Genomic DNA, 21587 nt, shown 5'->3' with positions numbered 1-21587 from the left:
ATCGCCCCTAAACCAGCGCTTTCGCTTCGTCGTCCATCGTGCCCTCGACCTGATCGCCGTAAAGCAGCATTTCGGTGTGCGCCGCGCCGCTCGGGATCATCGGGAAGCAATTGGCGTCCTGCGCGACGCAGCAATCGACGATCACCGGGCCGTCATGCTCCATCATGCGCAGAATCCCCGCGTCGAGATCATCCTCGCTTTCGATCCGGATGCCTTTCCAGCCATAGGCTTCGGCGAGCTTCACGAAATCGGGCAGGCTGTCCGAATAGGAGTTCGAATAGCGGCTCTCATAGGTCAGTTCCTGCCACTGGCGGACCATGCCCATATACTCGTTGTTGAGGATGAAGATCTTGACCGGCAGGCGGTATTGCGAAGCGGTGCCGAGCTCCTGGATGTTCATCTGGATCGAGGCTTCGCCCGCAATGTCGATCACCAGCGCATCGGGATTGCCGAGTTGCGCGCCGATCGCTGCGGGCATGCCGTAGCCCATCGTGCCGAGCCCGCCGCTGGTGAGCCATTTATTGGGCTGGTCGAAGCCGTAATATTGCGCTGCCCACATCTGGTGCTGGCCGACTTCGGTGGTGATGATCGGCGAGCGGTCCTTGGTCAGCGCATAGAGCCGCTCGACGGCCTTTTGCGGCATGATCGCGCCCGGGTTCTTCTTCGATTTGTCCGGATAGGCGAGGCATTCGCGCGCGCGCCATCCGGCAATGCGGGCCTTCCATTCGCCGAGGTCCTGCGGCTTGCGGCTGCCCCATGCCTCGATCAGCTGGCCGAGAACGGTAGCGCAGTCACCGACAATGCCGAGGTCGACGGGCACATTCTTGTTTATCGAAGATCTGTCAATGTCGATGTGGATTTTCTTGCTATCGGGTGAAAACGCATCGAGGCGCCCAGTCACGCGGTCGTCGAACCGCGCGCCGATGCAGACCATCACGTCGCAGCGGTTCATCGCCATGTTCGCCTCGAACGTGCCGTGCATGCCGAGCATGCCGAGCCAGTCGGGGTGCGTGTTGGGGAATGCGCCAAGTCCCATCAGCGTCGAGGTCACGGGCGCGCCGGTGATATCCTGGAACTTCCGCAGAAGCTCGCTCGCTTCGGGGCCCGAATTGATCACGCCCCCGCCGGTGTAGAAGATCGGGCGCTCAGCCTGCCGGATCATCTCGATCGCTTCGACGATATGTTCGGGCGAAGCGGCCATTTGCGGCGCGTAGCGGTGCGAGCCCGGCGCGACGTAGGAACGACTTTCGGAAGGAACGGCGATCTGCACGTCCTTTGGAATGTCGATCACGACCGGACCGGGGCGGCCGGTGGTGGCGATGCGGAATGCCTCTTCGACGGTCGCGACGAGGTCCGCCGGGTCCTTCACGAGGTAATTGTGCTTGGTGCAGTGGCGGGTGATGCCGACCGTATCGGCTTCCTGGAACGCATCGGTGCCGATCAGCGCGGTCGGGACCTGTCCGGTGATGACGACCAGCGGGATGGAATCGAGAAACGCGTCTGCAATGCCAGTGACCGCATTGGTCGCTCCGGGGCCGGAGGTGACGAGCACGACGCCCGGCTTGCCGGTCGAGCGGGCATAGCCTTCGGCAGCATGCGCGGCGCCTGCTTCGTGGCGGACGAGGATGTGGCGGATGCGCTCGTCGCCGAACAATTCGTCATAGATGGGCAGCACCGCGCCGCCTGGGTAGCCGAACACGAATTCGACACCCTGCTCGACCAGGCATTCCATCAACAAGGCGGCTCCGGAGCGCTGCGCCAACTCACTTCTCCCAGATATTAAAAAGGCCCGAAGCGGATATTCGCATCGGGCCGATCAGGATGTTCACTTCGAAAAGTATCCTATCAACCCGTTTCCTTCACGATAAGTACGATAATCATCGACTGGATACCTTCACCTGTGCGTTGCCTTCAAATGTGTAACGGCGTTTGGTTGCGAAGCCAAGCCAAGTCGCCGGGCTGCGTGTCACGCCGCGCTATAAGGCACATTCTAACGTGTCAACGGTTAATTCCGCAATAATGATGCGAAAACGTCTTTGATATCGACATTTTCGGATTCGACGCGGGTCCATCCTTCGGGCGACTGGTTGCGGAACCACGTGAATTGGCGCTTGGCATAGTTGCGGGTCGACTGGCTGCCGCGCTCCACAAGTTCCTCTTTGCCGATCTCTCCGGCGAGATGGGCGGCGATTTCCTGCACGCCGATCGCACGCATGACGGGGAGGGCGGGATCGAGATCGCGTTTGAGCAGCGCTTCGACCTCGGCGATCGCTCCGGCCTTGAGCATCGCGGCGAAGCGGGTGTCGCAGCGGTCGTAGACCCATTGGCGCTCGGGCATGTGCACCACCGCATGCAGTTCCACCTCTTCGCCGATCCCGCCGGTCTTGGCGCGCTGCCAATCGCCGAGGGTGACGCCAGTCGATTTCTTGACCTCCAGGGCCCGGGCGATGCGCTGGCTGTCGCCGGGTTGCAATTCGCTGGCGCGCTCGGGGTCTTCGATCTGAAGCGCGGCGTAGGCGGTGGGAGTGTCCATCGCGCGCACGACGCTGCGGATTTCCGGATCGATCTCCGGGATCGGGGCGATGCCTTCGGTCAGCACTTTCATATACATGCCCGTTCCGCCGACGAGGACGGGGAGGGCATGCGCTTCATGCGCTTCGGCGATCACCTCGCGCGCGCGCTTCGCCCAGTCCGCCGCCGAGCAGCTTTCCGCCCCGTCCCATTCGCCATAGAGTCGGTGCGGATGCGCCTTTTGCTCCTTCTCGCTGGGGGCAGCAGAGAGGATCGGGATGTCGGCATAGACCTGCATGCTGTCGGCGTTGACGATCCACGTATCGAGCTTCGCCTTGCGGCGCGCTTCGGCGAGTTCGAGCGCAACTGCACTCTTGCCGCTGGCGGTCGGCCCTGCGATGAGCGCGACACGTTTCGCTGGAGATGATTTGGTGCTCATTGCCCGCCTGATAGCAGACAGTTCCGATCTGGAAACACGGCTTGATGCCGCGGCCGATGCTTTTGCGGGCGAAGGCATGCCGCTCGCTTCGGCCGTTATGCTCGATTTCTGCGGGGATGTGCTGCAGTTGAGCTTTGCCGATGGCGATCCGGCAAAGGTGCTGGCCGGGATCGATCGGTTCTTCGCGCCGAGCGATGCGCTGGTGAGCGCGAGCGAGATCCAGGTACCGCACCTGTTCGTGTCCGACATGGATTCGACCATGATCGGGCAGGAGTGCATCGACGAGCTTGCCGATTACGCCGGGATCAAGGACCAGATCGCCGCGATCACCGAGCGTGCGATGCAGGGCGAGCTGGATTTCGAAAGCGCATTGCGCGAACGGGTAGGGCTGCTCGCTGGGCTGGATGAAGGCGCGATCGCGCAATGCCTCGAAGAGCGCATCAGCGCGACGCCGGGGGCGAGGACGTTGGTGGGCACTCTGGCAGCCAAAGGCGCGCGCTGTGTGCTGGTGACCGGGGGCTTCCACCATTTCGCGGACAGGATAGGGGAAGAGCTCGGATTCCACCGCGTGGTCGGCAACCGGCTTGAAGTGTCCGGCGGCAAGCTGACCGGTGGGCTTGCCGGGCCCATCAGCGATGCCTCCACCAAGAAGGCGACGTTGCTGGAGGAACTCGAACAGCTCGGACCCGAAGCGCATTCGCTCGCTGCCGGCGACGGTGCGAACGACATTCCGATGATCGAGGCCTCGACTTACGGCTTCGCCTACCGCGCCAAGCCGAAAGCGAGGGAAGCCGCGAGCGGGAGGATCGATCGGGGGGACCTCACCTCTGTCCTCTCACTGCTCGGGATACCGAAGAGCGAATGGACGTTGGATTGAGACCAGCCGAGCAGCGTTTTCGATCGGCCGCGCAAAAAGCGTTTTGATCGGGAACCCAATTCTGCTATTAACATTCGTGTAAGTAAGCGGCTGCTATGGTCGTGAGCATGAATCGACAAGGCCCAGAATGATGACCGACTACACCGCTCTCCACGCCGCCGACGGCACCGTGCTCCGCCACCCGGACCGCCCGGAGCCGCGATATTCGCTGCCGCGCGCGATCAAGAACTTCCGCCTGCTGATGAAGGACAAGGAAGATACCAGCCTTGTCTTCAAGATTTACGAATCGCTGCCTGCACGCAATTTCATGCCGCGGGTCGAGCAACTGGCTCTCTCGGAACGCGGCGAATACCTGCGCGAGACCGAGCCGAGCCTGCCCGAAATCCTCGATGACCACGCCGAGCTGCGCAAGACGCCCAAGGGAAGCCTTGCGCACGCGTATTGCGATTTCATGGAGACCGAAGGGCTGACGGCTGCGGGCCTCGTTGCCGAAGCCGAAAAACTCGGTCGTCCGAAATATCCGGACTTGGTGCAGTGGTTCGCCGAGCGTTCGCGCGACACGCACGATCTTTTCCACGTTCTTACCGGTTATGGCCGCGATGCCTTGGGCGAACAGTGCGTGCTGCTGTTCACCCACGGCCAGTCACCGACGCAGGGCCACCTGCTGATCGGCTATGCCGGAGCGGCGAACATCAAGAAGATGATTTGGGGCAGCAAAGCCCCGGTGATGGGTGCGGTCCGCCAGGCGAAGAAGACCGGCAAGGGCGCGCCGAGGCTGATCGAACAGCCGATCCGCGAATTGCTCAAGCAACCGCTCGAGACCGTGCGCGAGGTGCTCAACATACCCGAGCCGACCAAGTACCGCGAATGCCATCGCATTTGGCGCGAGGAAGGGATCGACCCCTACAACCTGCTCGCCAGCGAGAACACGCCGGACGAAAATCTCGCCTCGGCGTAATCGACTGCCGAGCCGAACAAGAAAGCCGCTAGAGCCAGCTCGCAATCTGGCTCAGCGGCTTTTTTCTTAGCGCGTGGGCAGGCACCGTCGCATCGTCGGTCGGGTGGCCGACAACCACGATCATCAGCGGCTTTTCCCATTCGGGGCGCCCGCACGCGTCGCGCAGGAATCCCATGGGCGAGGGTGTATGGGTGAGCGTTGCCAGCCCGGCTTCGTGCAAGGTCGCGATCAGCATGCCGCAGGCGATCCCGACGCTTTCGTTGACGTAGTAATTCTGCGTCTTCCCGTCCTCTTCGATCCCGCCCTTGCGCTGGGCGAAAACGACGATGAGGTAGGGCGCAGTCTCCAGGAACGGCTTGTCTTCGTCGGTGCCAAGCTCCTTCAGCGCGCCGAGCCATTCATCGCTCGCTTTCGGATCTGCGCCATCGGCGCCGTAGAAGCGCCGCTCCTCGGCTTCTGCTGCTTCGCGGATCGCGCGTTTTTTCTCGGGAGAGGAGACGACCGCGAAATGCCAGGGCTGGTGATTCGCACCGTTGGGCGCGGATCCGGCCGCTTCGATCGCAGCTTCGATCACGTCTCTCGGTACCGGGGCATCGGTGAAATACCGGCATGTGCGTCGCCGCTTCAGCCTGTCGCGGATCGCTCGGGCGCGAGAAATGGCCTCGTTATCGGACAGGGCTTCGAGCGAGTAGGGGACGGTTTCGTGTTCACGCATTCTTTCCTTTTGGCGTGGCATCCGCCGCAAGGAAAGGGTGGCGTAGCGTCATAGGCATATGGACAAGCAACTGACAGGAATGTAGGTTGCAAATAACGAACCTAATTCGAGTCGTGTGTTGGAGATAGTCATGGCCCTCATGGATCGTCCGCTCGTTGCTCCGGATCGCAAGGTCTCGGGCTTTCAGCCGCTCAAGGTGCTGCATCACTTCGGCAAGCTGGTCGAGGACAAGGAAGACACCGAGCAGGTGTTTCACATTATCGAGGCGACCAAGGGCAGGAGCAGCCACCGGCGCGCGTGGGACTTCATCCAGTCCGAAGAAGGCCAGCGCTTCCTGCGCGAAGAAGTCGATATTCCGGCGATGCTGGACGATCACGATCGCTGGGCAGACCTCCCCGAAAACTCGGTCGGCAAGCACTACATGGCGTTCATGAAGCGCGAAGGGCTGAGTGCTGCGGGGCTGGTGGCGGAAAGCCACAAGTGGGCACCGCCCGAAAGCCTCCCGCAGGACCTGACGCAATGGTATTTCGACCGTCTGCGCGACACGCATGACCTGTTCCACGTGCTGACCGGATACGGGCGCGACGCGCTGGGCGAGGCGACCCTGCTGGGCTTCTCCTATTCGCAGAACCGCAATGGCGGAGTGCTGTTCATCGCCTTTGCGGGCGCGCGGCAAATCAAGAAGGTAAGCGGAACGAAGGCGCCGATCTACGCAGCAGTGCGCGAGGGCAAGCGTAACGGGAAAGCTGCGGCCAAGCTCGCCCATATGGATGTCGAAGCGGTCATGCGTGAAGATATCGATGAAGCCCGCAAGCGGCTGAACATCGCCGAACCCAAGATCTATCGCGAGTGCCTTCGCATCCTCGAAGAAGAGGGCAACATCATCTCGGATGTGGGGCTGTCGGAGCCGCAAGCGGCTTGACGCGCTCAGCTTTCCTGTTGCGACAGGATCGCTCCCGCGGTCGCCATCAATCTTTCGCTTAGCGATCGCGGATCATCGCTGATCCGGCCCGAAACCCAGTTTTTGAGAGCGGTGAGGGTCGTACCTGCAATGAGAATACCGGTCAGGCGGGCGTCCGGTCGGCCATCCAGCTCGCGTTCTATCACCTGGGCAAACAAGGCCTGAGCCCGATCGCCGCGTTCTCCCGACAGGAACTCGCGCGCCATCGCCCGGTTTTCGCCGATGTGTTCGATCAGCGAGACGAGGAATTCCGGATCGCGCCTGGTCACGATCGCTTGCGCAAAACCGGCGAACAATCCGGACAGGCTTTCGTTCAGCAGCGCCTCGATCCCGTCGAAGTGATCGTAAAAGGTCGACCGCGCCACGCCCGCACCGGCAATCACTTCGGCGACCTTGGGGCGCCCGGTCTCTCCCGACAGGAGCAGCTCGTTGAAAACATCGAGCAGCATGGCGCGCGTTTTCGCACGCTCACCGGACTTTTGCTCGACATTGTTCATTGCCGCCCATCCCGCTCCATGGTCGAAGGCGTCGAGATTAGGCAGGGGAACGGCACGATGACAAGCAACAAGGCTGCAGGCGCCATACTGATCGCGAGCGGGATCGCGGCGATGGGACTGATGGCGATGCATCCCACAGGCGATTCCTCGGACATGATGATAGCCGGCGTGCATGGAAGCCTGATGATTGTGCTGCTGGCTCAGGCTGCATCGGTCTTCTGGACGCTTGGCGCGGGCACGCTTCGCGAGATGATCGCCACCGTCTTCTACGCGGCAGGCGTAATCGCCACGATGGCTGCCGGCACGCTCAACGGGTTCGTTTTCCCGGCGATGCGTGCCTATGGCGAGGGCGAGATCGGGCACGACATCTTCGATTTTATCTGGTGGTCGAACCAGATGCTCGCCGAACTCGGCGTTATCGGGATCGGCATCGCGTTCGCCATCTGGTCGGTCGGAATCTGGAAATCTGGCGAGCGGCTATTGGCCGGGTTCGGATGGATTGCCGGGCTTGCGCCTGTAGTCGCGCTGCTATCGGGTCACATGGGAATGGACCTGCACGGCGCGATGGCGGCCTACGGCATCCAGCTCGCATGGGTGATCGCCCTGGGATGGACGTGCTGGCGAAGCGGCTAGCGCAATTCCTTGCGGATCATCAGTTTGAGACCCGACCAGACGTGGTCGACCGCGCACACTTTCACATCGACGAAGCCGAGCGGCAGGCTAATCTCGCGGATCGTGTCTTCGGTGATGTCGGTTTCGACCTTCGAGGCTTTCTTGGGCCAGCTGGCCCAGACGAAGCCGTCAGGAGCGATGGTGTGGCGCAGCTCGGTGAGCAGGTGCTCGAGCTCCGAACGTTCCTTGGTGAAAACATGCGCGACGTCGAGGCCCTTTACCGGTCCCGGAAGTTCGATGATCCCGATATCGCCTATTTCCACCCGCACCGTTTCGGGCATGGCGTGAAACCAAGCCTGCAACCCCGGCTTCAGCGAAAGCTTCTTGGCGAGCGGGGTTCCGGAATAGCCTGCGGTCATGTCAGGCAGTCTGCATCACGCAATCGCCATAGTCGACCACAAGATGCCACAGCGCCCCGAGTGCAAAGGCTCGCGCCCACCAGCGCGGGATGGCGAGCAGGGCGACATAGGCAATCGCGGCTTCCCAGCCGTGGAGCAGGTGGAACCCGATCGAGCAGCGGTTCGGATCGAAGATCGGATCGGCCAGCAGGTGATCGAGATCGATCAGGTTGCCCGCCGCGATGACCGCGCCTGCGCGCAGCCAATTCTCGCGCCAGATCAGCCAGCCGAGCGCGAAGGGCACCAGCCAGTGCCCGCCATAGTGCAGGATCGGTTGGAGCAGCTCCACGGCTGCCGTCGCCTAGACTTCCATCCAGTCGCGGAAAAAGCTGAGATGCGCGTCCTTCAGGTCCGCCAGCGAAACGCCGAGCACGCTGTCTCCCCCGACCGTTCCGATACGGTGGAAGCCGACCATTTCCGCCTCGGGAATCTCCGGGCCCGCTGCGAGTTCGCGATTGAACGCCTCGATCTTGTCGGCGGGGACGGTCAGCACGTAGCGTGCCTGGTCCTCGCCGAACCACCATTGCGCGGCGCTATAAGCATCGTGCGCCTGCAACTCGGCACCAATTCCGCCCGCCATCGCCATTTCGGCGAGCGCCACGGCGAGACCGCCATCGGATATGTCGTGAACTGCCGACAGCAGGTCCATCTCGATCAGGCGGCGGACAATGTGCCCGGCGCCGCGCTCGGCAGAGAGGTCGACCGGCGGCGCGCGGCCTTCGTCGCGGCCATGGACTTCGGCGAGCCACAGCGACTTGCCGAGATGCGAGCGGGTCGGATCGGGCCTGGCCCAGAATTCGGGAGCGATCATGTAGATCGCGTCGCCTTCGTTCCTGAAGGCTATCGTCATCATTTTCGAAGCGTCGTCGATGATGCCCACACCGCCGATGGCGGGGGTGGGAAGGATCGCAGACCCGCCGCCGGTCGCCTTGCTCTCGTTGTAGAGCGAGACGTTGCCGCTAACGATCGGGAAATCGAGCGCGCGGCAGGCGTCGCCCATGCCTTCGAGCGCGTGGACGAACTGAGCCATGATCTCGGGCCGCTGCGGGTTGGCAAAGTTGAGGCAGTTGGTCACCGCCAGTGGTCGCGCACCGACCGCGCAGAGATTGCGATAGGCTTCGGCAATCGCCTGCTTCCCGCCCTCATACGGGTCGGCATAGACATAGCGCGGGGTGCAATCGGTGCTGATCGCCAGTGCCTTCTTCGTGCCGTGGACCCGCACCACGCCGGCGTCTCCGCCGGTCTGGAGCGTGTCTGCCATGACCTGGCTGTCGTATTGCTCGGAAATCCAGCGGCGCGAGGCGAGGTTGGGGGAAGCGACCAGCTTGAGCAGGTCGGCACCCGGATCGGCGGAATCGGGCACGTCCTGCATCGGGGCGATGCCTGCCCACGCCGTGTATTCCTCTTTCGAGAGGTACGGCCGGTCGTAGAGCGGTGCGTCGGCCGCCAGCGGACCGAGCGGAATGTCGCAGACCACCTCGCCGCTGAATTCGAGCACCATGTGCTGCGTGTCGGTGACTTCGCCGATGATCGCGAAATCGAGCTCCCACTTCTCGAAGATCGCCGCAGCCATTTCTTCCTTGCCGGGCTTGAGCACCATGAGCATGCGCTCCTGGCTCTCGCTCAGCATCATTTCATACGGCGTCATGCCTTCTTCGCGGCACGGCACCTTGTCCATGTCGAGCCGGATGCCCGCCTTGCCGTTGGTCGCCATTTCGACGCTGGACGAGGTGAGACCCGCCGCGCCCATGTCCTGGATCGCGACGATCGCATCGGTCGCCATCAGCTCGAGGCAGGCTTCGATCAACAGCTTTTCGGTGAAGGGATCGCCGACTTGCACGGTCGGGCGCTTGGCCTCCGCGTCTTCCTCGAAATCGGCGCTGGCCATGGTCGCGCCGTGGATGCCGTCGCGGCCGGTCTTCGAGCCGACATAGACGATCGGATTTCCGACGCCGGTTGCCGCGGAGTAGAAGATCTTGTCGGCATCGGCGACGCCCACTGTCATCGCGTTGACGAGGATGTTGCCGTCATAGGCGGGATGGAAGTTGGTTTCGCCGCACACGGTCGGCACGCCGACGCAATTCCCGTAGCCGCCGATGCCCGCGACCACGCCCTGCACGAGGTGCTTCATCTTGGGGTGCTCGGGCCGTCCGAAGCGCAGCGCATTGGCGTTCGCCACGGGCCGCGCGCCCATGGTGAAGACATCGCGCAGGATCCCGCCGACGCCGGTCGCCGCGCCCTGATAGGGTTCGATGTAGGACGGGTGGTTGTGGCTCTCCATCTTGAAGATCGCCGCCTGACCGTCACCGATATCGATCACGCCGGCGTTCTCGCCGGGGCCGCAAATCACCCATGGCGCTTCGGTCGGAAGCTTCTTGAGATGAAGGCGGCTCGACTTGTACGAGCAATGCTCCGACCACATGACCGAAAAGATGCCGAGTTCGACAAGGTTCGGCTCGCGGCCCAGCGCATGCAGCACACGCTCGTATTCCTCTGCGGAAAGGCCGTGCTGTTCGACAATCTCGGGGGTGATTTCGCTCATGCGCGCACCCGATAGATTAGACGCTCGGAGTCGCCAAGCCTCCACGGCGCACGAAATAGCGATTCTCCCCGACCCACATGGCGAGAGCAGTCAGGATTCCGAAGGCCAGAAGCGCCTGCGCATAGAGCGCGGGTCCGGCGGTTTCCGGCTCCGGCCCGAACCAGTTGACGGCCTGCAGGGCAAGCAACGCCGTGAGCAGGACCAGCGGCGGAGCGATCGGTCCGCGCGTACGGAGTACGTAAAACGCGAATGCTGCCAGGGTAATTCCGATTTCCAGCGGCATCGCGACCGCCGGGTGATTCCACAGGCCAAGACCGTACGCCTTCTCGCCGCCCATAAGGGTAAGGTCGGGGCGGTGGGTCAGCCAGTCGAGCGCCCAGTGGGAGGTCACGACCAGTCCTGCCAACAGGCCGCCCGTGACGTTGCGCTGCCAAACCATCACGATCAGCGCAAAAGCGAGAGCCCACGCGCCTGTGCCCGCCAGGCTGTGGGTGTAGGGCATGTGATATAGATCGAACGGCACCATGGCAGTCGCTCCGGGTTCGATCCGCATTTTCTCGACGCCGAGCATGGCGAGCCCGAAAAAGCCCCAGTCGACAAGCTGTGCGGCGACGAAAAGCGTCCCGAGCTTCGGCGAACGCGGGCCGATCGCAGCCGCTGCGAAGGCCGGAGCGAAATGTCCGATAAACATGTTTTGCCCCCCTGACGCTCGGTCAGTTGCTGAAGCGCAGCACCGCCCACGTGGTGATCGCGCTGGTGGTGCCCGTAGCAAACGCGCCCCACATGATGTCCATCACCGATATCTTGGTTGCCCACACTTTGAACACCGCCTGGCTGGTGAGGTCGAATGTTGCGTAACAAAGCGCGCCGAGCAGGACGCCGTTGAGCAGCGCCGTTGCCACAGATCCGCTTTCGAGGCCCGGCTTGATCGCGAACCACACCATCCCCGCAAGGTAGATGAAATAGAACGCCGCTGCAGCGCCGACATTGAACTCCTTCGCCATGATTTCGCCGATGACGGGGCGGTAGAGGTTGGGTCCGGCCCAGCGCAGCCAAACCGAATCGAGCAGGCCAAACACGATGGCGGCGCAGAAATAGGCGATGACGAATTTGATCATGTGCGGGTCCCCGTTGAGCCAGGCGAATTAGGCGGCCGTTTGTAGTCGGGCGGCCTTGACCGGGCAGTCTCGCGCGGCCAATGCTCAAGCGCATGGACGAGGCAAAAGGTTCCGCGACCGAAGCGGACGATATCACGCAGATGAGTTTCGAGCAGGCGCTTAGCGCGCTTGAACAGATCGTGCAGCAGCTTGAGCGCGGCGACGTGCCGCTGGACGAATCGATCACGCTTTATGAACGCGGCGAGCAATTGCGCGCAGCGTGCCAGAAGCGGCTCGACGCGGCGCAGGCCCGGATCGAAAAGATCGTGACCGGCGCGGACGGCAAGCCCACCGGCACCACCCCGCTGGACGGGGACAACTGAGGTGAACGTCGTGGGGATCGAAGGCGACCTGCTCGGCACCGGGTTGAAGCGAGTGCAGGCGGAGATCGATTCGGTGTTCGATGCCTTCCTGCCCGTGCCCGACGATACGAGCGCGCGGCTGGTCGAAGCGATGCGCTATGCCACGATAGGCGGTGGCAAACGGGTCAGACCGTTGCTGCTGGTGAGCACCGCGGAACTCTATGGTGTCGACCGCACCGCAGCTTTGCGTGCGGGAGCGGCGGTGGAGGCCATCCACGTCTATTCGCTGATCCACGACGACTTGCCATGCATGGACGATGACGATCTGCGCCACGGCAAGCCGACGTTGCACAAGGTTTACGACGAGGCCACCGCTGTTCTGACAGGCGATGCCCTCCATGCGCTGGCGTTCGAAATTCTCGCCGATGGCGGCACCAGTTCCGATCCGTTCGTGCGCAGCGAATTGATCGCGACACTTGGCAAGGCGAGCGGCATGAACGGAATGGCAGGCGGCCAGATCATGGACATGGTCGCCGACGAAGCCGGTGTCGAATACGATCTGCGCACCATCACCCGGCTGCAACAGCTGAAGACCGGAGCGCTGCTCGCCGCGTCGGTCGAGATGGGGGCGATCCTGGGCAAGGTCCCGCCCGAAGGTCGCACGCATTTGCGCGCCTATGCCCGCGATATCGGCCTTGCTTTCCAGATCGCCGACGACCTGCTCGACGTAACCGGGGATCAGGAAAAGGCGGGCAAGGCGCTGCGCAAGGACGAGGAACAGGGCAAGCAGACTTTCGTGACGCTGATGGGCGTCGATCAGGCGCGCGATCAGGCACGCATGCTGGTCGATCAGGCGATCGGCCACCTGGGCTCGCACGGAAGCGAAGCCGATCTCTTGCGTGCACTGGCGCGTTTCATTGTGGAGCGGGATCGATGAGGATCAGTCTATCCGCGGCTCTGGTAGTCGTCGTGACACTTGGAGCTTGCGGCGACGAAAGCACTGTGGCGGAGGAAGATCGCGCGCCCGCCTCCACGCCGGAAAAGCACTTGCTGGTGAATTCCCTCGTGGATCGCTTTGACGCTCCCGCTTGTCTGGATGCAGACCTCGTTGGCGCAATGCATCGATCCGAAGAGGGCAAAGACTACTTCGTTCGCGCTTTCACTGCTCCGCCAAGCTGTATCGAAGCTCTGTCTTCGTCTTTTGAGACCGTCGGTTTTTCCGCATCTGGCGATGGCAAGTATGAAACCGAGCTATACGGCGGGACAATGGAGAAAATCAGAGTTGAGCTGTCCGACGACCGGTCGGTTGGAGCGGTCGAATGGGAGATAGAACGAGAATGACCACTCGCATAGGCATCTATCCGGGCACGTTCGACCCGATCACGCTCGGCCACGCCGACATTATCCGGCGCGGCGCCAAGCTGGTCGACAAGCTGATCCTCGGGGTCACGACCAACCCTTCGAAAGACCCGATGTTTTCGACCGAAGAGCGCTTTGCGATGGTCGAGCGAGAGGTTGCGGGCCTCGGTCTCGACAATGTCGAGGTGGTCGGATTCAACGCATTGCTGGTGAAATTCGCTCAGTCGCAAGGCGCCAGCATCATCATTCGCGGCCTGCGCGCAGTGGCCGATTTCGAATACGAATACCAAATGGCGGGGATGAACCAGCAGCTCGACGATGACATCGAGACCGTCTTCCTGATGGCCGACGTCTCGCTGCAACCGATTGCCAGCAAGCTGGTCAAGGAAATCGCGCTGTATGGCGGCGACATCACGCCCTTTGTGAGCGCTCCGGTGCGCGAAGAGGTGAACGCCCGGGTGGCCAAGATCGGGCGCAAGGGCGACCTTTAGGCACTTGGGCTGTCGATTGGCGCGCTTCATTCATTGAAGTGTCAGCCGGGCACGGCTAGACGCGCAGCAATTGGACCAATTCATGAAGAATGTGATGATCAAGCAAACCCTGGCCGCTTTCGGCGCGCTCTCGCTCCTCGCCATCCCCTCTGCCGTCGCGGCGCAGGACAATAACGATGCAACCGTCGCCGCTGCCGACGACATGCAGGAGGAGCTGTCGGAGCAGGAGCAACTGACCGGCCGACGCACGTTTGCGCCGATCAATTACGACGCGACCGAAGACCTCGAGAACATCTGGGTCCTCGACCTGTCGAACGGCGAGCGGGTGAAAATCCGTTTGATGCCCGAATGGGCGCCCGAGCATGTCGAACGGATCAAGACCTTGACCCGTCAGGGCTTTTACGACGGGATCATCTTCCACCGCGTGATCGACGGCTTCATGGCGCAGGGCGGCGATCCGACCGGCACGGGCCAGGGCGGCAGCGAGCTTCCCGATCTCGCAGAGGAATTCAACCCGATGCCGCACGTCCGCGGCACGGTATCGATGGCGCGCGCGACCGAAGAGAACAGCGCGAACAGCCAGTTCTTCATCGTCTTCTACCCGCGTTTCAGCCTCGACAAGCGCTATACCAATTTCGGCCGCGTGATCGAAAACATGGGCGCAGTGGACGATATCAATCGCGGCGAGCCGCCGCAGAACCCGACGCGGATCCTGCAAGCCTCGCTCGCGAGCGACAACAAGCCGCGTCCGGTCATGCCCTCCGCGCCCGCGACGGCGGACGAGGAAGTCACCTCGGACATGCTGAGCGCGCCGCTCGAAAGCCAGTAGCGCTTCCCACTTGCGGCGCGCGCCGCTAAGCGCGCGGCCATGCGTGTCCTTCGACAAGCTCAGAATGATCGGATGATGGCCGGTGCGCGTTGATCTGTTCGATTTCGAACTCCCGCCGGAGCGCATCGCCCTGCGTCCTGTCCGCCCGCGCGATGCGGCGCGGATGCTGGTCGTGCGCGGTGCCGATGCACCGTTCGAGGACCGCGGCGTGCGCGATCTGCCCGACCTGCTCGAGCCCGGCGATGTGCTGGTCTTCAACGACACGCGGGTGATCCCGGCGCAGCTTGAAGGGCGCCGCGCCCATGGTGAGGCGAAAATCGGCGCAACCCTGCACAAACGCGTCGATCTGAGGCGTTGGCAGGCCTTTGTCCGCAACGCCAAGCGGGTGAAGGAGGGCGACCAACTGGTGTTTGGAGGCGGCGTGAGCGCGATTGCCGAACAGCGCCTGCCCGATGGCAGCATGACGCTGTTTTTCGAAGGCGAGGAGCCGGTCGAAGTGCTGCTCGACCGCGCAGGGACGATGCCGCTCCCACCTTATATCGCGCAGAAACGCGGCGTCGACGAGCAAGACCTCACCGATTATCAGACCATGTTTGCCAGGGAGGACGGCGCGGTCGCCGCTCCCACCGCCTCGCTGCATTTCACGCCCGAGCTGATCGAGGCGATCGACGCGCGCGGCATTCGACGCGAGACGCTTACGCTGCATGTCGGCGCCGGGACGTTCCTGCCGGTCAAGGCGGACGACACCGAAGACCATGCGATGCATTCGGAATTCGGGCGGATCACGGCAGAGACCGCCGAACGCCTCAATGCAGCGCGCGCTGCCGGCGGGCGGATCATCGCTGTCGGCACCACCGCGCTGCGCCTGCTCGAAAGCGCGGCGGACGAGGATCGGTCGATCCGGCCTTTCGCGGGCGACACCGATATCTTCATCACGCCGGGATACACCTTCAAAGGGGTCGACGGGCTGATGACCAATTTCCACCTGCCCAAGTCCACGCTGATGATGCTGGTGAGCGCATTGATGGGGCGCGAACGGATGATGGCGGCATACCGGCATGCCATCGAACAGGAATACCGTTTCTATTCCTATGGTGACTCCTCGCTCCTGCTTCCCTAAGCGGCGAGGGATGTCCGAACCGATCCTCTCCATTTCCGGCCTGACCAAGGTCTACAAGGGCGGCACGAAAGCGCTCGACGATGTCGATCTCGAGATCCGCAAGGGAGAGATCTTCGCGCTACTGGGCCCCAATGGCGCAGGCAAGACGACCTTGATCGGTGCGGTTTGCGGGCTGGTGCGACCGAGCGGCGGCACGATCACGGCTTTCGGCAAGGACCTCGCGCAAAACTGGCGCGAGGCGAGGGGGCGCATCGGGCTCGTTCCGCAGGAACTTTCGACCGACATGTTCGAGACGGTCTGGCGCGCTGTTTCCTATTCGCGCGGGCTGTTCGGGCATCCGCCGGACAAGGCGCGGATCGAAGAAGTGCTCAAGAGCCTGAGCCTGTGGGACAAGAAGGACAACCAGATCCGCGAGCTTTCGGGTGGCATGAAGCGGCGCGTTTTGATCGCCAAGGCGCTGGCACACGATCCCGACCTGCTTTTCCTCGATGAACCCACGGCCGGCGTCGATGTCGAGCTGCGCAAGGATATGTGGAAGCAGATCAGCGCGCTGCGCGAACGCGGCGTCACGATTATCCTCACCACGCACTATATCGAAGAGGCCGAGGAGATGGCCGACCGCGTCGGGATCATTCGCAAGGGTCGGATCCTGATGGTCGATGATAAGGAGGCGATGATGCAGCGCCTTGGTCGCACCGAGGCGATTATTACGCTCGCCGCGCCACTCGCGGAACTCCCCTCGTCGCTGGCCGGTTTCCCTGTCGAGCTGCGAGAGAGCGGAACCGAGCTCTGCTATCGCGGCGGCGATGGATCGGGGAAGGGCAGGCAAGAAGTCGCCGACCTGACAAAGGCATTGATCACCGCCGGCATCGACTACACCGGCATCGACATCCATGACAGCTCGCTCGAGGATATATTCGTCGGCCTCGTGACCGAGCGGGAGGCGGCGGAATGAGCTTCAACGCCCGGGGAGCATGGTCGATCTACCAGCGCGAGTTGATGCGCGCGTTTCGCACCGCATTCCAATCGCTGATCGCGCCGGTGATCACCACTTCGCTCTATTTCATCGTGTTCGGCGCTGCGATCGGCGGGCGCATGCCCGATCTCGGCGGTGTCGATTATGCGGCGTTCATCATCCCCGGCCTGCTGATGCTCACCCTGCTGGGCGAGACCACCAGCAACTCCAGTTTCGGCATCTACATGCCGCGCTTCACCGGGACGATCTACGAATTGCTTTCGGCGCCTGTCGGGGTCGCCGAGACGCTGATCGGCTTCGTCGGTGCGGCGGCGACCAAGAGTCTGATCCTCGCAGCCGTGATCCTCGCGACGGCGACGCTGTTCGTCGATTATGAAATCAAGCATCCGATCTACGCTATCGGCTTCATCATGCTGGTGGCGGCGAGCTTTTCGCTGTTCGGGTTCATCCTCGGCATCTGGGCGGACAGTTTCGAGAAGCTCGGGATTATCCCGGTGCTGATTCTAACCCCGCTGACTTTCCTGGGCGGGACGTTCTATTCGATCGACATGCTGCCCGAGCCCTGGGACAAGATCGCGTTGGCAAACCCGATCGCCTTTCTCGTCAGCGGATTGCGCTGGACGTTCTATGGCCAGTCCGATGTGTCGATCGGCGTTTCGCTCGGCCTGACGCTCGGCTTCCTCTCGGTCTGCGTCGCGATCATCGCGTATATCTTCAAGACCGGATGGCGACTTCGCGAATGAAAACGGTGCAATTCTGCCACTGCATCGCCAAAACTTGGCACAATAAGAGTTGTTGCAGCAACTGTTCATCTGACTGAAAGGCGGGCGATCCAACAATTCCCCTTGCTGGCTCACATCCGAGCAGCCGATACCAAAGGGAAAATTATGAACAGGATCGCATTTCTGACCGTCGTCGCCGCTGCAGGCATTGCCTTTCCCCAGGCAGCGCTCGCACAGGAAAGCGGAACAGAAGTCACAGTCGGCGCCATCGCAGGATACCATGATCTGGGTCTGGTCGATGGAGACACCGAACTCGAAGGTTTCGAATTGACCGATAACGGAGTCATCCTTGGCGGCTTCGTTGCGGTCGATTTCCCAATTTCGGAAAATTTCTTCGTCGGCGTCGAGGCCAACGCGGCCTTCGGAACCGATGCTATCGATTCCGATATCGGTGCCTCTGCGCGGCTTGGCTATCGCGCAGACAATGGCACCAAAGTCTATCTTCGCGGAGGATATCAGGAAGTCGATGTCGACCTGGCTCAGGTGATTGGTGTCGACGAACAGGTTATCATCGACGAGATTGGTTTCCTACCGGATGTCGGTGCTGGCGATTATCTGGTCGGTGCAGGCGTGGATGTGCCGGTCGGCCAATTGGTCGTGCGGGCCAATGTCGATACGATTGCGTTCGATAGCTTCCGCGCGACGGCCGGCGTGGGATTCAAATTCTGATCCTACCCGATCGAAAATCGGCGGGCCGACTGTCAGACCGACGGTCGGCCCGTTTGTTTGCGGGTGACAAGGAATCGATGGGCCGCTAGCGCCCTCGGGCCATGCATTCAGAACGATTCCGCTTTGCCATTCAGGCGACCGATGGCCGCGCGCGTACCGGGACGATCACCATGCAGCGCGGCGAAATTCGTACCCCAGCCTTCATGCCCGTGGGAACCGCGGCCACGGTCAAGGCGATGAAGCCCGAGGCGGTGCGCGCGACCGGAGCGGACATCATCCTTGGCAACACCTATCACCTGATGCTGCGCCCCGGCGCGGAGCGGGTGGCCAAGCTCGGCGGGCTGCACAAATTCATGAACTGGGACCGGCCGATCCTCACCGACAGCGGTGGATACCAGGTGATGAGCCTTTCGGACCTGCGCAAGCTGACCGAACAGGGGGTCGAATTTCGCAGCCATATCGATGGTTCCAAGCACATGCTCACGCCCGAGCGTTCGATGGAGATCCAACGGCTGCTCGGCTCCGACATCGTCATGGCTTTCGACGAGTGCCCGCGTGCCGACCGCCCGCGCGACGAGATCGCGGCAAGCATGGAACTCTCGATGCGATGGGCGAAGCGCAGCCGCGACGGATTCGACTCCGGTGAGGAGCACGCGGCCCGCTCGGCGCTGTTCGGCATCCAGCAGGGCGCGCTCGACGAGGATCTGCGAAAGATCAGCGCCGACAAGCTGGTCGATATCGGTTTCGACGGATACGCGGTCGGCGGTCTCGCCGTGGGTGAGGGGCAAGAGGCGATGTTCGGCGTGCTCGACTATGCGCCCGAAATGCTTCCCCGGAATCGACCGCGCTACCTGATGGGGGTGGGCAAGCCCGACGATCTCGTCGGCGCCGTCGAGCGCGGGATCGACATGTTCGATTGCGTGCTGCCGACCCGGTCGGGCCGCAATGGGCAGGCCTTCACCTGGGGCGGCCCGCTCAACCTGCGTAACGCCCGCCACGCGGAGGACACCGCGCCGCTCGACGAACGCTGCGCGTGTCCGACCTGCGCGAATTATTCGCGCGCCTACCTCCACCATCTCCAGAAGTCCGGCGAAATCCTCGGCGCGATGCTGGTGACCGAGCACAATCTTTGGTTTTATCAGGCCTTGATGCAGGCCATGCGCGATGCGATCGCCGCACAGCGGTTCGCAGCTTTTGAGATTGATTTCAGGCGAGAATATCTCGGCAATTGACCCTTGCATGGGTGCGGCAGGGCGCTATCGTGCCGACGTCGCAGACTAATGGGGTATTCATGAAAATTCGTTCGAAAGCGCTGCTTGCCAGCACGCTCGCACTCGGCCTGTCGCTTGCCGGCAACGGTTTCACTCAGCCACTGCTCGCCCAGGAAAGCGCGTCTGGCGAGAGCGTGGCAGACACCGCCGCGCGGTTCGGCGTGCGTGCTTCCGTGCTCGACATCAGCCTTTCCCCTTCGGGAACGAAGATCGCCTGGATCGCGCCGGGTCCCGAACACACCGAGGTGGTAAAGGTGTATGACATGACTAGCGGTGCGGGCGTGCAGACCGTCGTCAGCAACACCGAAAAGAGCGGTGATGTCTCGTCCTGCGAGTGGGCCACCGACGAGCGATTGATCTGCCAGATCTACGGAATGGGCAGCGATGGCACCGGCACGCTGATCCCTTATTCGCGTCTGTTTGCGATGAATGCCGACGGCAGCGATCCGCAACAGATTTCGGACAGGCGCAGCTATCGCGCACTCGGCTTCAACCAGGATGGCGGCAATATCGTTGCGCTCGATGTAGCGGGCGAAGACGGTCGCATCCTGATGACCAAGAATTACGTGAAAGAATTTTCCACCGGAACCAGGCTTGCCAACGAGAAAGAAGGGCTGGGTGTCGATGAGATCGACATCAGGAATGGCCGTCGCCGGGTCGAGGAACAGCCCGATGTCGGCGCGATTCATTACGTGGCCGACGAAACCGGACGCCTGCGGCTAAAGGTGCGGGCCCAATACGATGCCAATTACCGGCTGACGGGAGACTACACCTATCTCTATCGCGATGCCGAAAGCGATCGCTGGCGCGAATTCGAAAACATCCGGATCGACGGGGAGCCAGTCGAGGATTTCGAACCGATCGCGGTCGACGCTGAACGCGGCACCGCGTTCGGCTTTGCCGACAAGAACGGTTTCGAGGCACTCGCCGAAGTGCCGCTGTCCGATCCGGGAGCGGGCAAGATGCTGCTGGCGCGCGACGATGTCGATGTCGATGGGCTGATCCGCATCGGACGCCAGCGCCGGGTCGTGGGAGCGAGTTATGCGACCGAAAAGCGCGCGATTGCCTATTTCGACACCGAGCTTGCCAAGCTCGCCAAGGATTTAGGAGCGGCACTGCCCAATCAGCCATTGATCAACGTGGTCGGGGCGAGCGCTGATGAAAGCAGGCTGCTGATTATCGCATCCTCCGACACCGACCCGGGCACTGTCTACCTCTATGACAAGTCGACGCGCCAGCTCGAACAATTGCTGGCAATGCGGGAGTATCTTGTCGATCGGCAAATGGGCCGAATGACACCCGTCTCATTTCCAGCCAGCGACGGGACCGCCATTCCCGGATACCTGACGCTTCCCCCCGGTTCCGAGGGCAAGAACCTGCCCGCGATCGTTCTGCCGCATGGCGGACCTTCGGCGCGCGATTATTGGGGTTTTGACTGGATCGTGCAGTTCTTCACCGCGCGCGGATATGCGGTGCTCCAGCCCAATTACCGCGGCTCGTCGGGCTATGGCGAGGCATGGTATGGCAAGAACGGGTTTCAATCGTGGGATGTCGCGATCGGAGACGTCAACGATGCCGGGCGCTGGCTGGTCAGCGAAGGGATCGCCGATCCGGACAAGCTCGCCATCGCCGGATGGTCATATGGCGGGTATGCCGCCCTGCAGTCGCAAGTGGTCGCACCCGATTTGTACAAGGCGGTTGTCGCCATCGCACCCGTAACCGACCTCGGATACTTGCGGAACGATTCCCGCAAATACACCAGCTCCGAGATTGTGGAGGACTTCATCGGAGCAGGAGCGCATATCGAAGCGGGCAGCCCGCGCCGCCATCCGGAACGCTTCATGGCTCCGGTGGCGATGTTCCACGGCACGCTCGACCTCAATGTCGATGTGCGCCACTCGCGCGAAATGGCCGATGCGCTCGAAGATGCGGGCAAGCGGGTCAGCTATAGCGAATACGAGGGACTCCAGCACGATCTCGGCGACAGCAATGCCCGTGCGGAAATGCTCGAAAAGATTGACACCTTTCTCTCCAGCGCGCTGGGGAAATGAAGCGTGCATC

The 21587-nt window shown here is 62.3% G+C and carries 24 protein-coding genes; 15 read left to right on the top strand and 9 right to left on the bottom strand.

Translation table 11 applies throughout. From position 1 onward, the window contains the following. Positions 1–7: 7 nt before the first annotated feature. Together ilvB and miaA are read right to left on the bottom strand one after the other, a co-directional pair. A complete protein-coding gene (ilvB, locus tag ACI5KX_RS09710; RefSeq protein WP_406810462.1) occupies positions 8–1732 on the bottom strand; it encodes a biosynthetic-type acetolactate synthase large subunit in 1725 nt (574 codons plus the stop codon). Between the two features lie 273 nt (positions 1733–2005). Beyond that, positions 2006–2950 carry a tRNA (adenosine(37)-N6)-dimethylallyltransferase MiaA gene (gene miaA / locus ACI5KX_RS09705; RefSeq protein WP_406810461.1) on the bottom strand — a complete coding sequence of 315 codons (945 nt, stop codon included), beginning with the start codon at positions 2948–2950 and terminating at the stop codon, positions 2006–2008. 76 nt (positions 2951–3026) lie between these two features. On the opposite strand from miaA, the gene serB reads away from it, so the two are divergent. Further along, on the top strand, positions 3027–3827 hold the full coding sequence (gene serB, locus ACI5KX_RS09700) for a phosphoserine phosphatase SerB (protein WP_406810460.1): 801 nt from the start codon (positions 3027–3029) through the stop codon (positions 3825–3827). A gap of 130 nt (positions 3828–3957) precedes the next feature. Beyond that, the gene (locus ACI5KX_RS09695) at positions 3958–4785 is read left to right on the top strand and encodes a Coq4 family protein (RefSeq protein WP_406811356.1); all 828 of its coding nucleotides are present in this window, start codon (positions 3958–3960) and stop codon (positions 4783–4785) included. A 28-nt stretch (positions 4786–4813) separates the two neighbouring features. Here ACI5KX_RS09695 and ACI5KX_RS09690 read toward each other — a convergent pair whose 3' ends face one another. Then, a complete protein-coding gene (locus ACI5KX_RS09690) occupies positions 4814–5500 on the bottom strand; it encodes a nitroreductase family protein (protein ID WP_406810459.1) in 687 nt (228 codons plus the stop codon). 130 nt (positions 5501–5630) lie between these two features. Between ACI5KX_RS09690 and ACI5KX_RS09685 the strand changes: the two genes are divergently transcribed. Next, complete coding sequence (locus tag ACI5KX_RS09685; protein WP_406810458.1) at positions 5631–6422, top strand: Coq4 family protein; 792 nt, start codon at positions 5631–5633, stop codon at positions 6420–6422. A gap of 5 nt (positions 6423–6427) precedes the next feature. Here the strand turns inward: ACI5KX_RS09685 and ACI5KX_RS09680 are convergent, their stop codons facing one another. Further along, complete coding sequence (locus ACI5KX_RS09680; protein ID WP_406810457.1) at positions 6428–6958, bottom strand: TetR/AcrR family transcriptional regulator; 531 nt, start codon at positions 6956–6958, stop codon at positions 6428–6430. A 57-nt stretch (positions 6959–7015) separates the two neighbouring features. On the opposite strand from ACI5KX_RS09680, the gene ACI5KX_RS09675 reads away from it, so the two are divergent. Further along, positions 7016–7591 carry a hypothetical protein gene (locus ACI5KX_RS09675; protein ID WP_406810456.1) on the top strand — a complete coding sequence of 192 codons (576 nt, stop codon included), beginning with the start codon at positions 7016–7018 and terminating at the stop codon, positions 7589–7591. Here the strand turns inward: ACI5KX_RS09675 and ACI5KX_RS09670 are convergent. Genes ACI5KX_RS09670 through ACI5KX_RS09650 form a run of 5 tightly spaced genes read right to left on the bottom strand, consistent with a single transcriptional unit; the run spans position 7588 to position 11688 of the window. After that, positions 7588–7989: a hypothetical protein gene (locus ACI5KX_RS09670; RefSeq protein WP_406810455.1), complete on the bottom strand. Its 402-nt coding sequence runs from the start codon at positions 7987–7989 to the stop codon at positions 7588–7590. The two genes, ACI5KX_RS09675 and ACI5KX_RS09670, sit on opposite strands and share 4 nt — an antisense overlap. Position 7990: 1 nt before the next feature. Next, positions 7991–8317, bottom strand: coding sequence for a DUF6122 family protein (locus ACI5KX_RS09665; RefSeq protein WP_406810454.1), 327 nt, complete (start codon positions 8315–8317; stop codon positions 7991–7993). Between the two features lie 12 nt (positions 8318–8329). Next, the gene (gene purL / locus ACI5KX_RS09660) at positions 8330–10570 is read right to left on the bottom strand and encodes a phosphoribosylformylglycinamidine synthase subunit PurL (protein WP_406810453.1); all 2241 of its coding nucleotides are present in this window, start codon (positions 10568–10570) and stop codon (positions 8330–8332) included. A gap of 16 nt (positions 10571–10586) precedes the next feature. Beyond that, entirely contained in the window at positions 10587–11261 is a 675-nt protein-coding gene (locus ACI5KX_RS09655) for a hypothetical protein (RefSeq protein WP_406810452.1), read from the bottom strand. A 22-nt stretch (positions 11262–11283) separates the two neighbouring features. Next, a complete protein-coding gene (locus tag ACI5KX_RS09650) occupies positions 11284–11688 on the bottom strand; it encodes a DUF2177 family protein (protein ID WP_406810451.1) in 405 nt (134 codons plus the stop codon). A gap of 92 nt (positions 11689–11780) precedes the next feature. On the opposite strand from ACI5KX_RS09650, the gene ACI5KX_RS09645 reads away from it, so the two are divergent. The 11 genes from ACI5KX_RS09645 (at position 11781) to ACI5KX_RS09595 (ending at position 21577) form a co-directional block, all read left to right on the top strand. Next, entirely contained in the window at positions 11781–12050 is a 270-nt protein-coding gene (locus tag ACI5KX_RS09645) for an exodeoxyribonuclease VII small subunit (RefSeq protein ID WP_406810450.1), read from the top strand. 10 nt (positions 12051–12060) lie between these two features. After that, the gene (locus ACI5KX_RS09640; RefSeq protein ID WP_406811355.1) at positions 12061–12966 is read left to right on the top strand and encodes a polyprenyl synthetase family protein; all 906 of its coding nucleotides are present in this window, start codon (positions 12061–12063) and stop codon (positions 12964–12966) included. Then, positions 12963–13370: a hypothetical protein gene (locus ACI5KX_RS09635; protein WP_406810449.1), complete on the top strand. Its 408-nt coding sequence runs from the start codon at positions 12963–12965 to the stop codon at positions 13368–13370. Before ACI5KX_RS09640 ends, ACI5KX_RS09635 begins: the two co-directional genes overlap by 4 nt. Next, positions 13367–13879, top strand: coding sequence for a pantetheine-phosphate adenylyltransferase (gene coaD / locus ACI5KX_RS09630; protein WP_406810448.1), 513 nt, complete (start codon positions 13367–13369; stop codon positions 13877–13879). The genes ACI5KX_RS09635 and coaD overlap by 4 nt, the downstream gene beginning before the upstream one ends. Positions 13880–13973: 94 nt before the next feature. Then, positions 13974–14708 (top strand): peptidylprolyl isomerase, encoded by a 735-nt coding sequence (locus ACI5KX_RS09625; protein ID WP_406810447.1) that lies wholly within the window; start codon positions 13974–13976, stop codon positions 14706–14708. An 82-nt stretch (positions 14709–14790) separates the two neighbouring features. Beyond that, entirely contained in the window at positions 14791–15828 is a 1038-nt protein-coding gene (gene queA / locus ACI5KX_RS09620; RefSeq protein ID WP_406810446.1) for a tRNA preQ1(34) S-adenosylmethionine ribosyltransferase-isomerase QueA, read from the top strand. Positions 15829–15838: 10 nt separating this feature from the next. Continuing rightward, positions 15839–16783 (top strand): ABC transporter ATP-binding protein, encoded by a 945-nt coding sequence (locus tag ACI5KX_RS09615; RefSeq protein WP_406810445.1) that lies wholly within the window; start codon positions 15839–15841, stop codon positions 16781–16783. Then, positions 16780–17547 (top strand): ABC transporter permease, encoded by a 768-nt coding sequence (locus ACI5KX_RS09610; RefSeq protein ID WP_406810444.1) that lies wholly within the window; start codon positions 16780–16782, stop codon positions 17545–17547. Before ACI5KX_RS09615 ends, ACI5KX_RS09610 begins: the two co-directional genes overlap by 4 nt. A 144-nt stretch (positions 17548–17691) precedes the next feature. Then, on the top strand, positions 17692–18255 hold the full coding sequence (locus ACI5KX_RS09605; RefSeq protein ID WP_406810443.1) for a hypothetical protein: 564 nt from the start codon (positions 17692–17694) through the stop codon (positions 18253–18255). A 101-nt stretch (positions 18256–18356) separates the two neighbouring features. After that, positions 18357–19487 (top strand): tRNA guanosine(34) transglycosylase Tgt, encoded by a 1131-nt coding sequence (gene tgt, locus ACI5KX_RS09600; protein WP_406810442.1) that lies wholly within the window; start codon positions 18357–18359, stop codon positions 19485–19487. A gap of 59 nt (positions 19488–19546) precedes the next feature. Beyond that, the gene (locus ACI5KX_RS09595) at positions 19547–21577 is read left to right on the top strand and encodes an alpha/beta hydrolase family protein (RefSeq protein ID WP_406810441.1); all 2031 of its coding nucleotides are present in this window, start codon (positions 19547–19549) and stop codon (positions 21575–21577) included. Positions 21578–21587: the final 10 nt, after the last annotated feature.

The sequence above is a fragment of the Erythrobacter sp. GH1-10 genome, assembly GCF_045363165.1.
Taxonomy (GTDB): domain Bacteria; phylum Pseudomonadota; class Alphaproteobacteria; order Sphingomonadales; family Sphingomonadaceae; genus Erythrobacter.
This window is presented reverse-complemented; position numbering and strand designations above follow the sequence as displayed.

Bases quoted from the DNA above. Each gene is read 5' to 3' on its own strand.
- ACI5KX_RS09690 (WP_406810459.1), bottom strand. From the start codon at position 5,500: ATGCGTGAACACGAAACCGTCCCCTACTCGCTCGAAGCCCTGTCCGAT.
- serB (WP_406810460.1), top strand. From the start codon at position 3,027: ATGCCGCTCGCTTCGGCCGTTATGCTCGATTTCTGCGGGGATGTGCTG.
- ACI5KX_RS09650 (WP_406810451.1), bottom strand. From the start codon at position 11,688: ATGATCAAATTCGTCATCGCCTATTTCTGCGCCGCCATCGTGTTTGGC.
- miaA (WP_406810461.1), bottom strand. From the start codon at position 2,950: ATGAGCACCAAATCATCTCCAGCGAAACGTGTCGCGCTCATCGCAGGG.
- purL (WP_406810453.1), bottom strand. From the start codon at position 10,570: ATGAGCGAAATCACCCCCGAGATTGTCGAACAGCACGGCCTTTCCGCA.
- coaD (WP_406810448.1), top strand. From the start codon at position 13,367: ATGACCACTCGCATAGGCATCTATCCGGGCACGTTCGACCCGATCACG.
- ACI5KX_RS09625 (WP_406810447.1), top strand. From the start codon at position 13,974: ATGATCAAGCAAACCCTGGCCGCTTTCGGCGCGCTCTCGCTCCTCGCC.
- ACI5KX_RS09685 (WP_406810458.1), top strand. From the start codon at position 5,631: ATGGCCCTCATGGATCGTCCGCTCGTTGCTCCGGATCGCAAGGTCTCG.
- ACI5KX_RS09695 (WP_406811356.1), top strand. From the start codon at position 3,958: ATGACCGACTACACCGCTCTCCACGCCGCCGACGGCACCGTGCTCCGC.
- ACI5KX_RS09635 (WP_406810449.1), top strand. From the start codon at position 12,963: ATGAGGATCAGTCTATCCGCGGCTCTGGTAGTCGTCGTGACACTTGGA.
- ACI5KX_RS09680 (WP_406810457.1), bottom strand. From the start codon at position 6,958: ATGAACAATGTCGAGCAAAAGTCCGGTGAGCGTGCGAAAACGCGCGCC.
- ACI5KX_RS09670 (WP_406810455.1), bottom strand. From the start codon at position 7,989: ATGACCGCAGGCTATTCCGGAACCCCGCTCGCCAAGAAGCTTTCGCTG.
- ACI5KX_RS09645 (WP_406810450.1), top strand. From the start codon at position 11,781: ATGGACGAGGCAAAAGGTTCCGCGACCGAAGCGGACGATATCACGCAG.
- ilvB (WP_406810462.1), bottom strand. From the start codon at position 1,732: ATGGAATGCCTGGTCGAGCAGGGTGTCGAATTCGTGTTCGGCTACCCA.
- ACI5KX_RS09655 (WP_406810452.1), bottom strand. From the start codon at position 11,261: ATGTTTATCGGACATTTCGCTCCGGCCTTCGCAGCGGCTGCGATCGGC.
- ACI5KX_RS09610 (WP_406810444.1), top strand. From the start codon at position 16,780: ATGAGCTTCAACGCCCGGGGAGCATGGTCGATCTACCAGCGCGAGTTG.
- tgt (WP_406810442.1), top strand. From the start codon at position 18,357: ATGCATTCAGAACGATTCCGCTTTGCCATTCAGGCGACCGATGGCCGC.
- ACI5KX_RS09595 (WP_406810441.1), top strand. From the start codon at position 19,547: ATGAAAATTCGTTCGAAAGCGCTGCTTGCCAGCACGCTCGCACTCGGC.
- ACI5KX_RS09675 (WP_406810456.1), top strand. From the start codon at position 7,016: ATGACAAGCAACAAGGCTGCAGGCGCCATACTGATCGCGAGCGGGATC.
- ACI5KX_RS09605 (WP_406810443.1), top strand. From the start codon at position 17,692: ATGAACAGGATCGCATTTCTGACCGTCGTCGCCGCTGCAGGCATTGCC.
- ACI5KX_RS09615 (WP_406810445.1), top strand. From the start codon at position 15,839: ATGTCCGAACCGATCCTCTCCATTTCCGGCCTGACCAAGGTCTACAAG.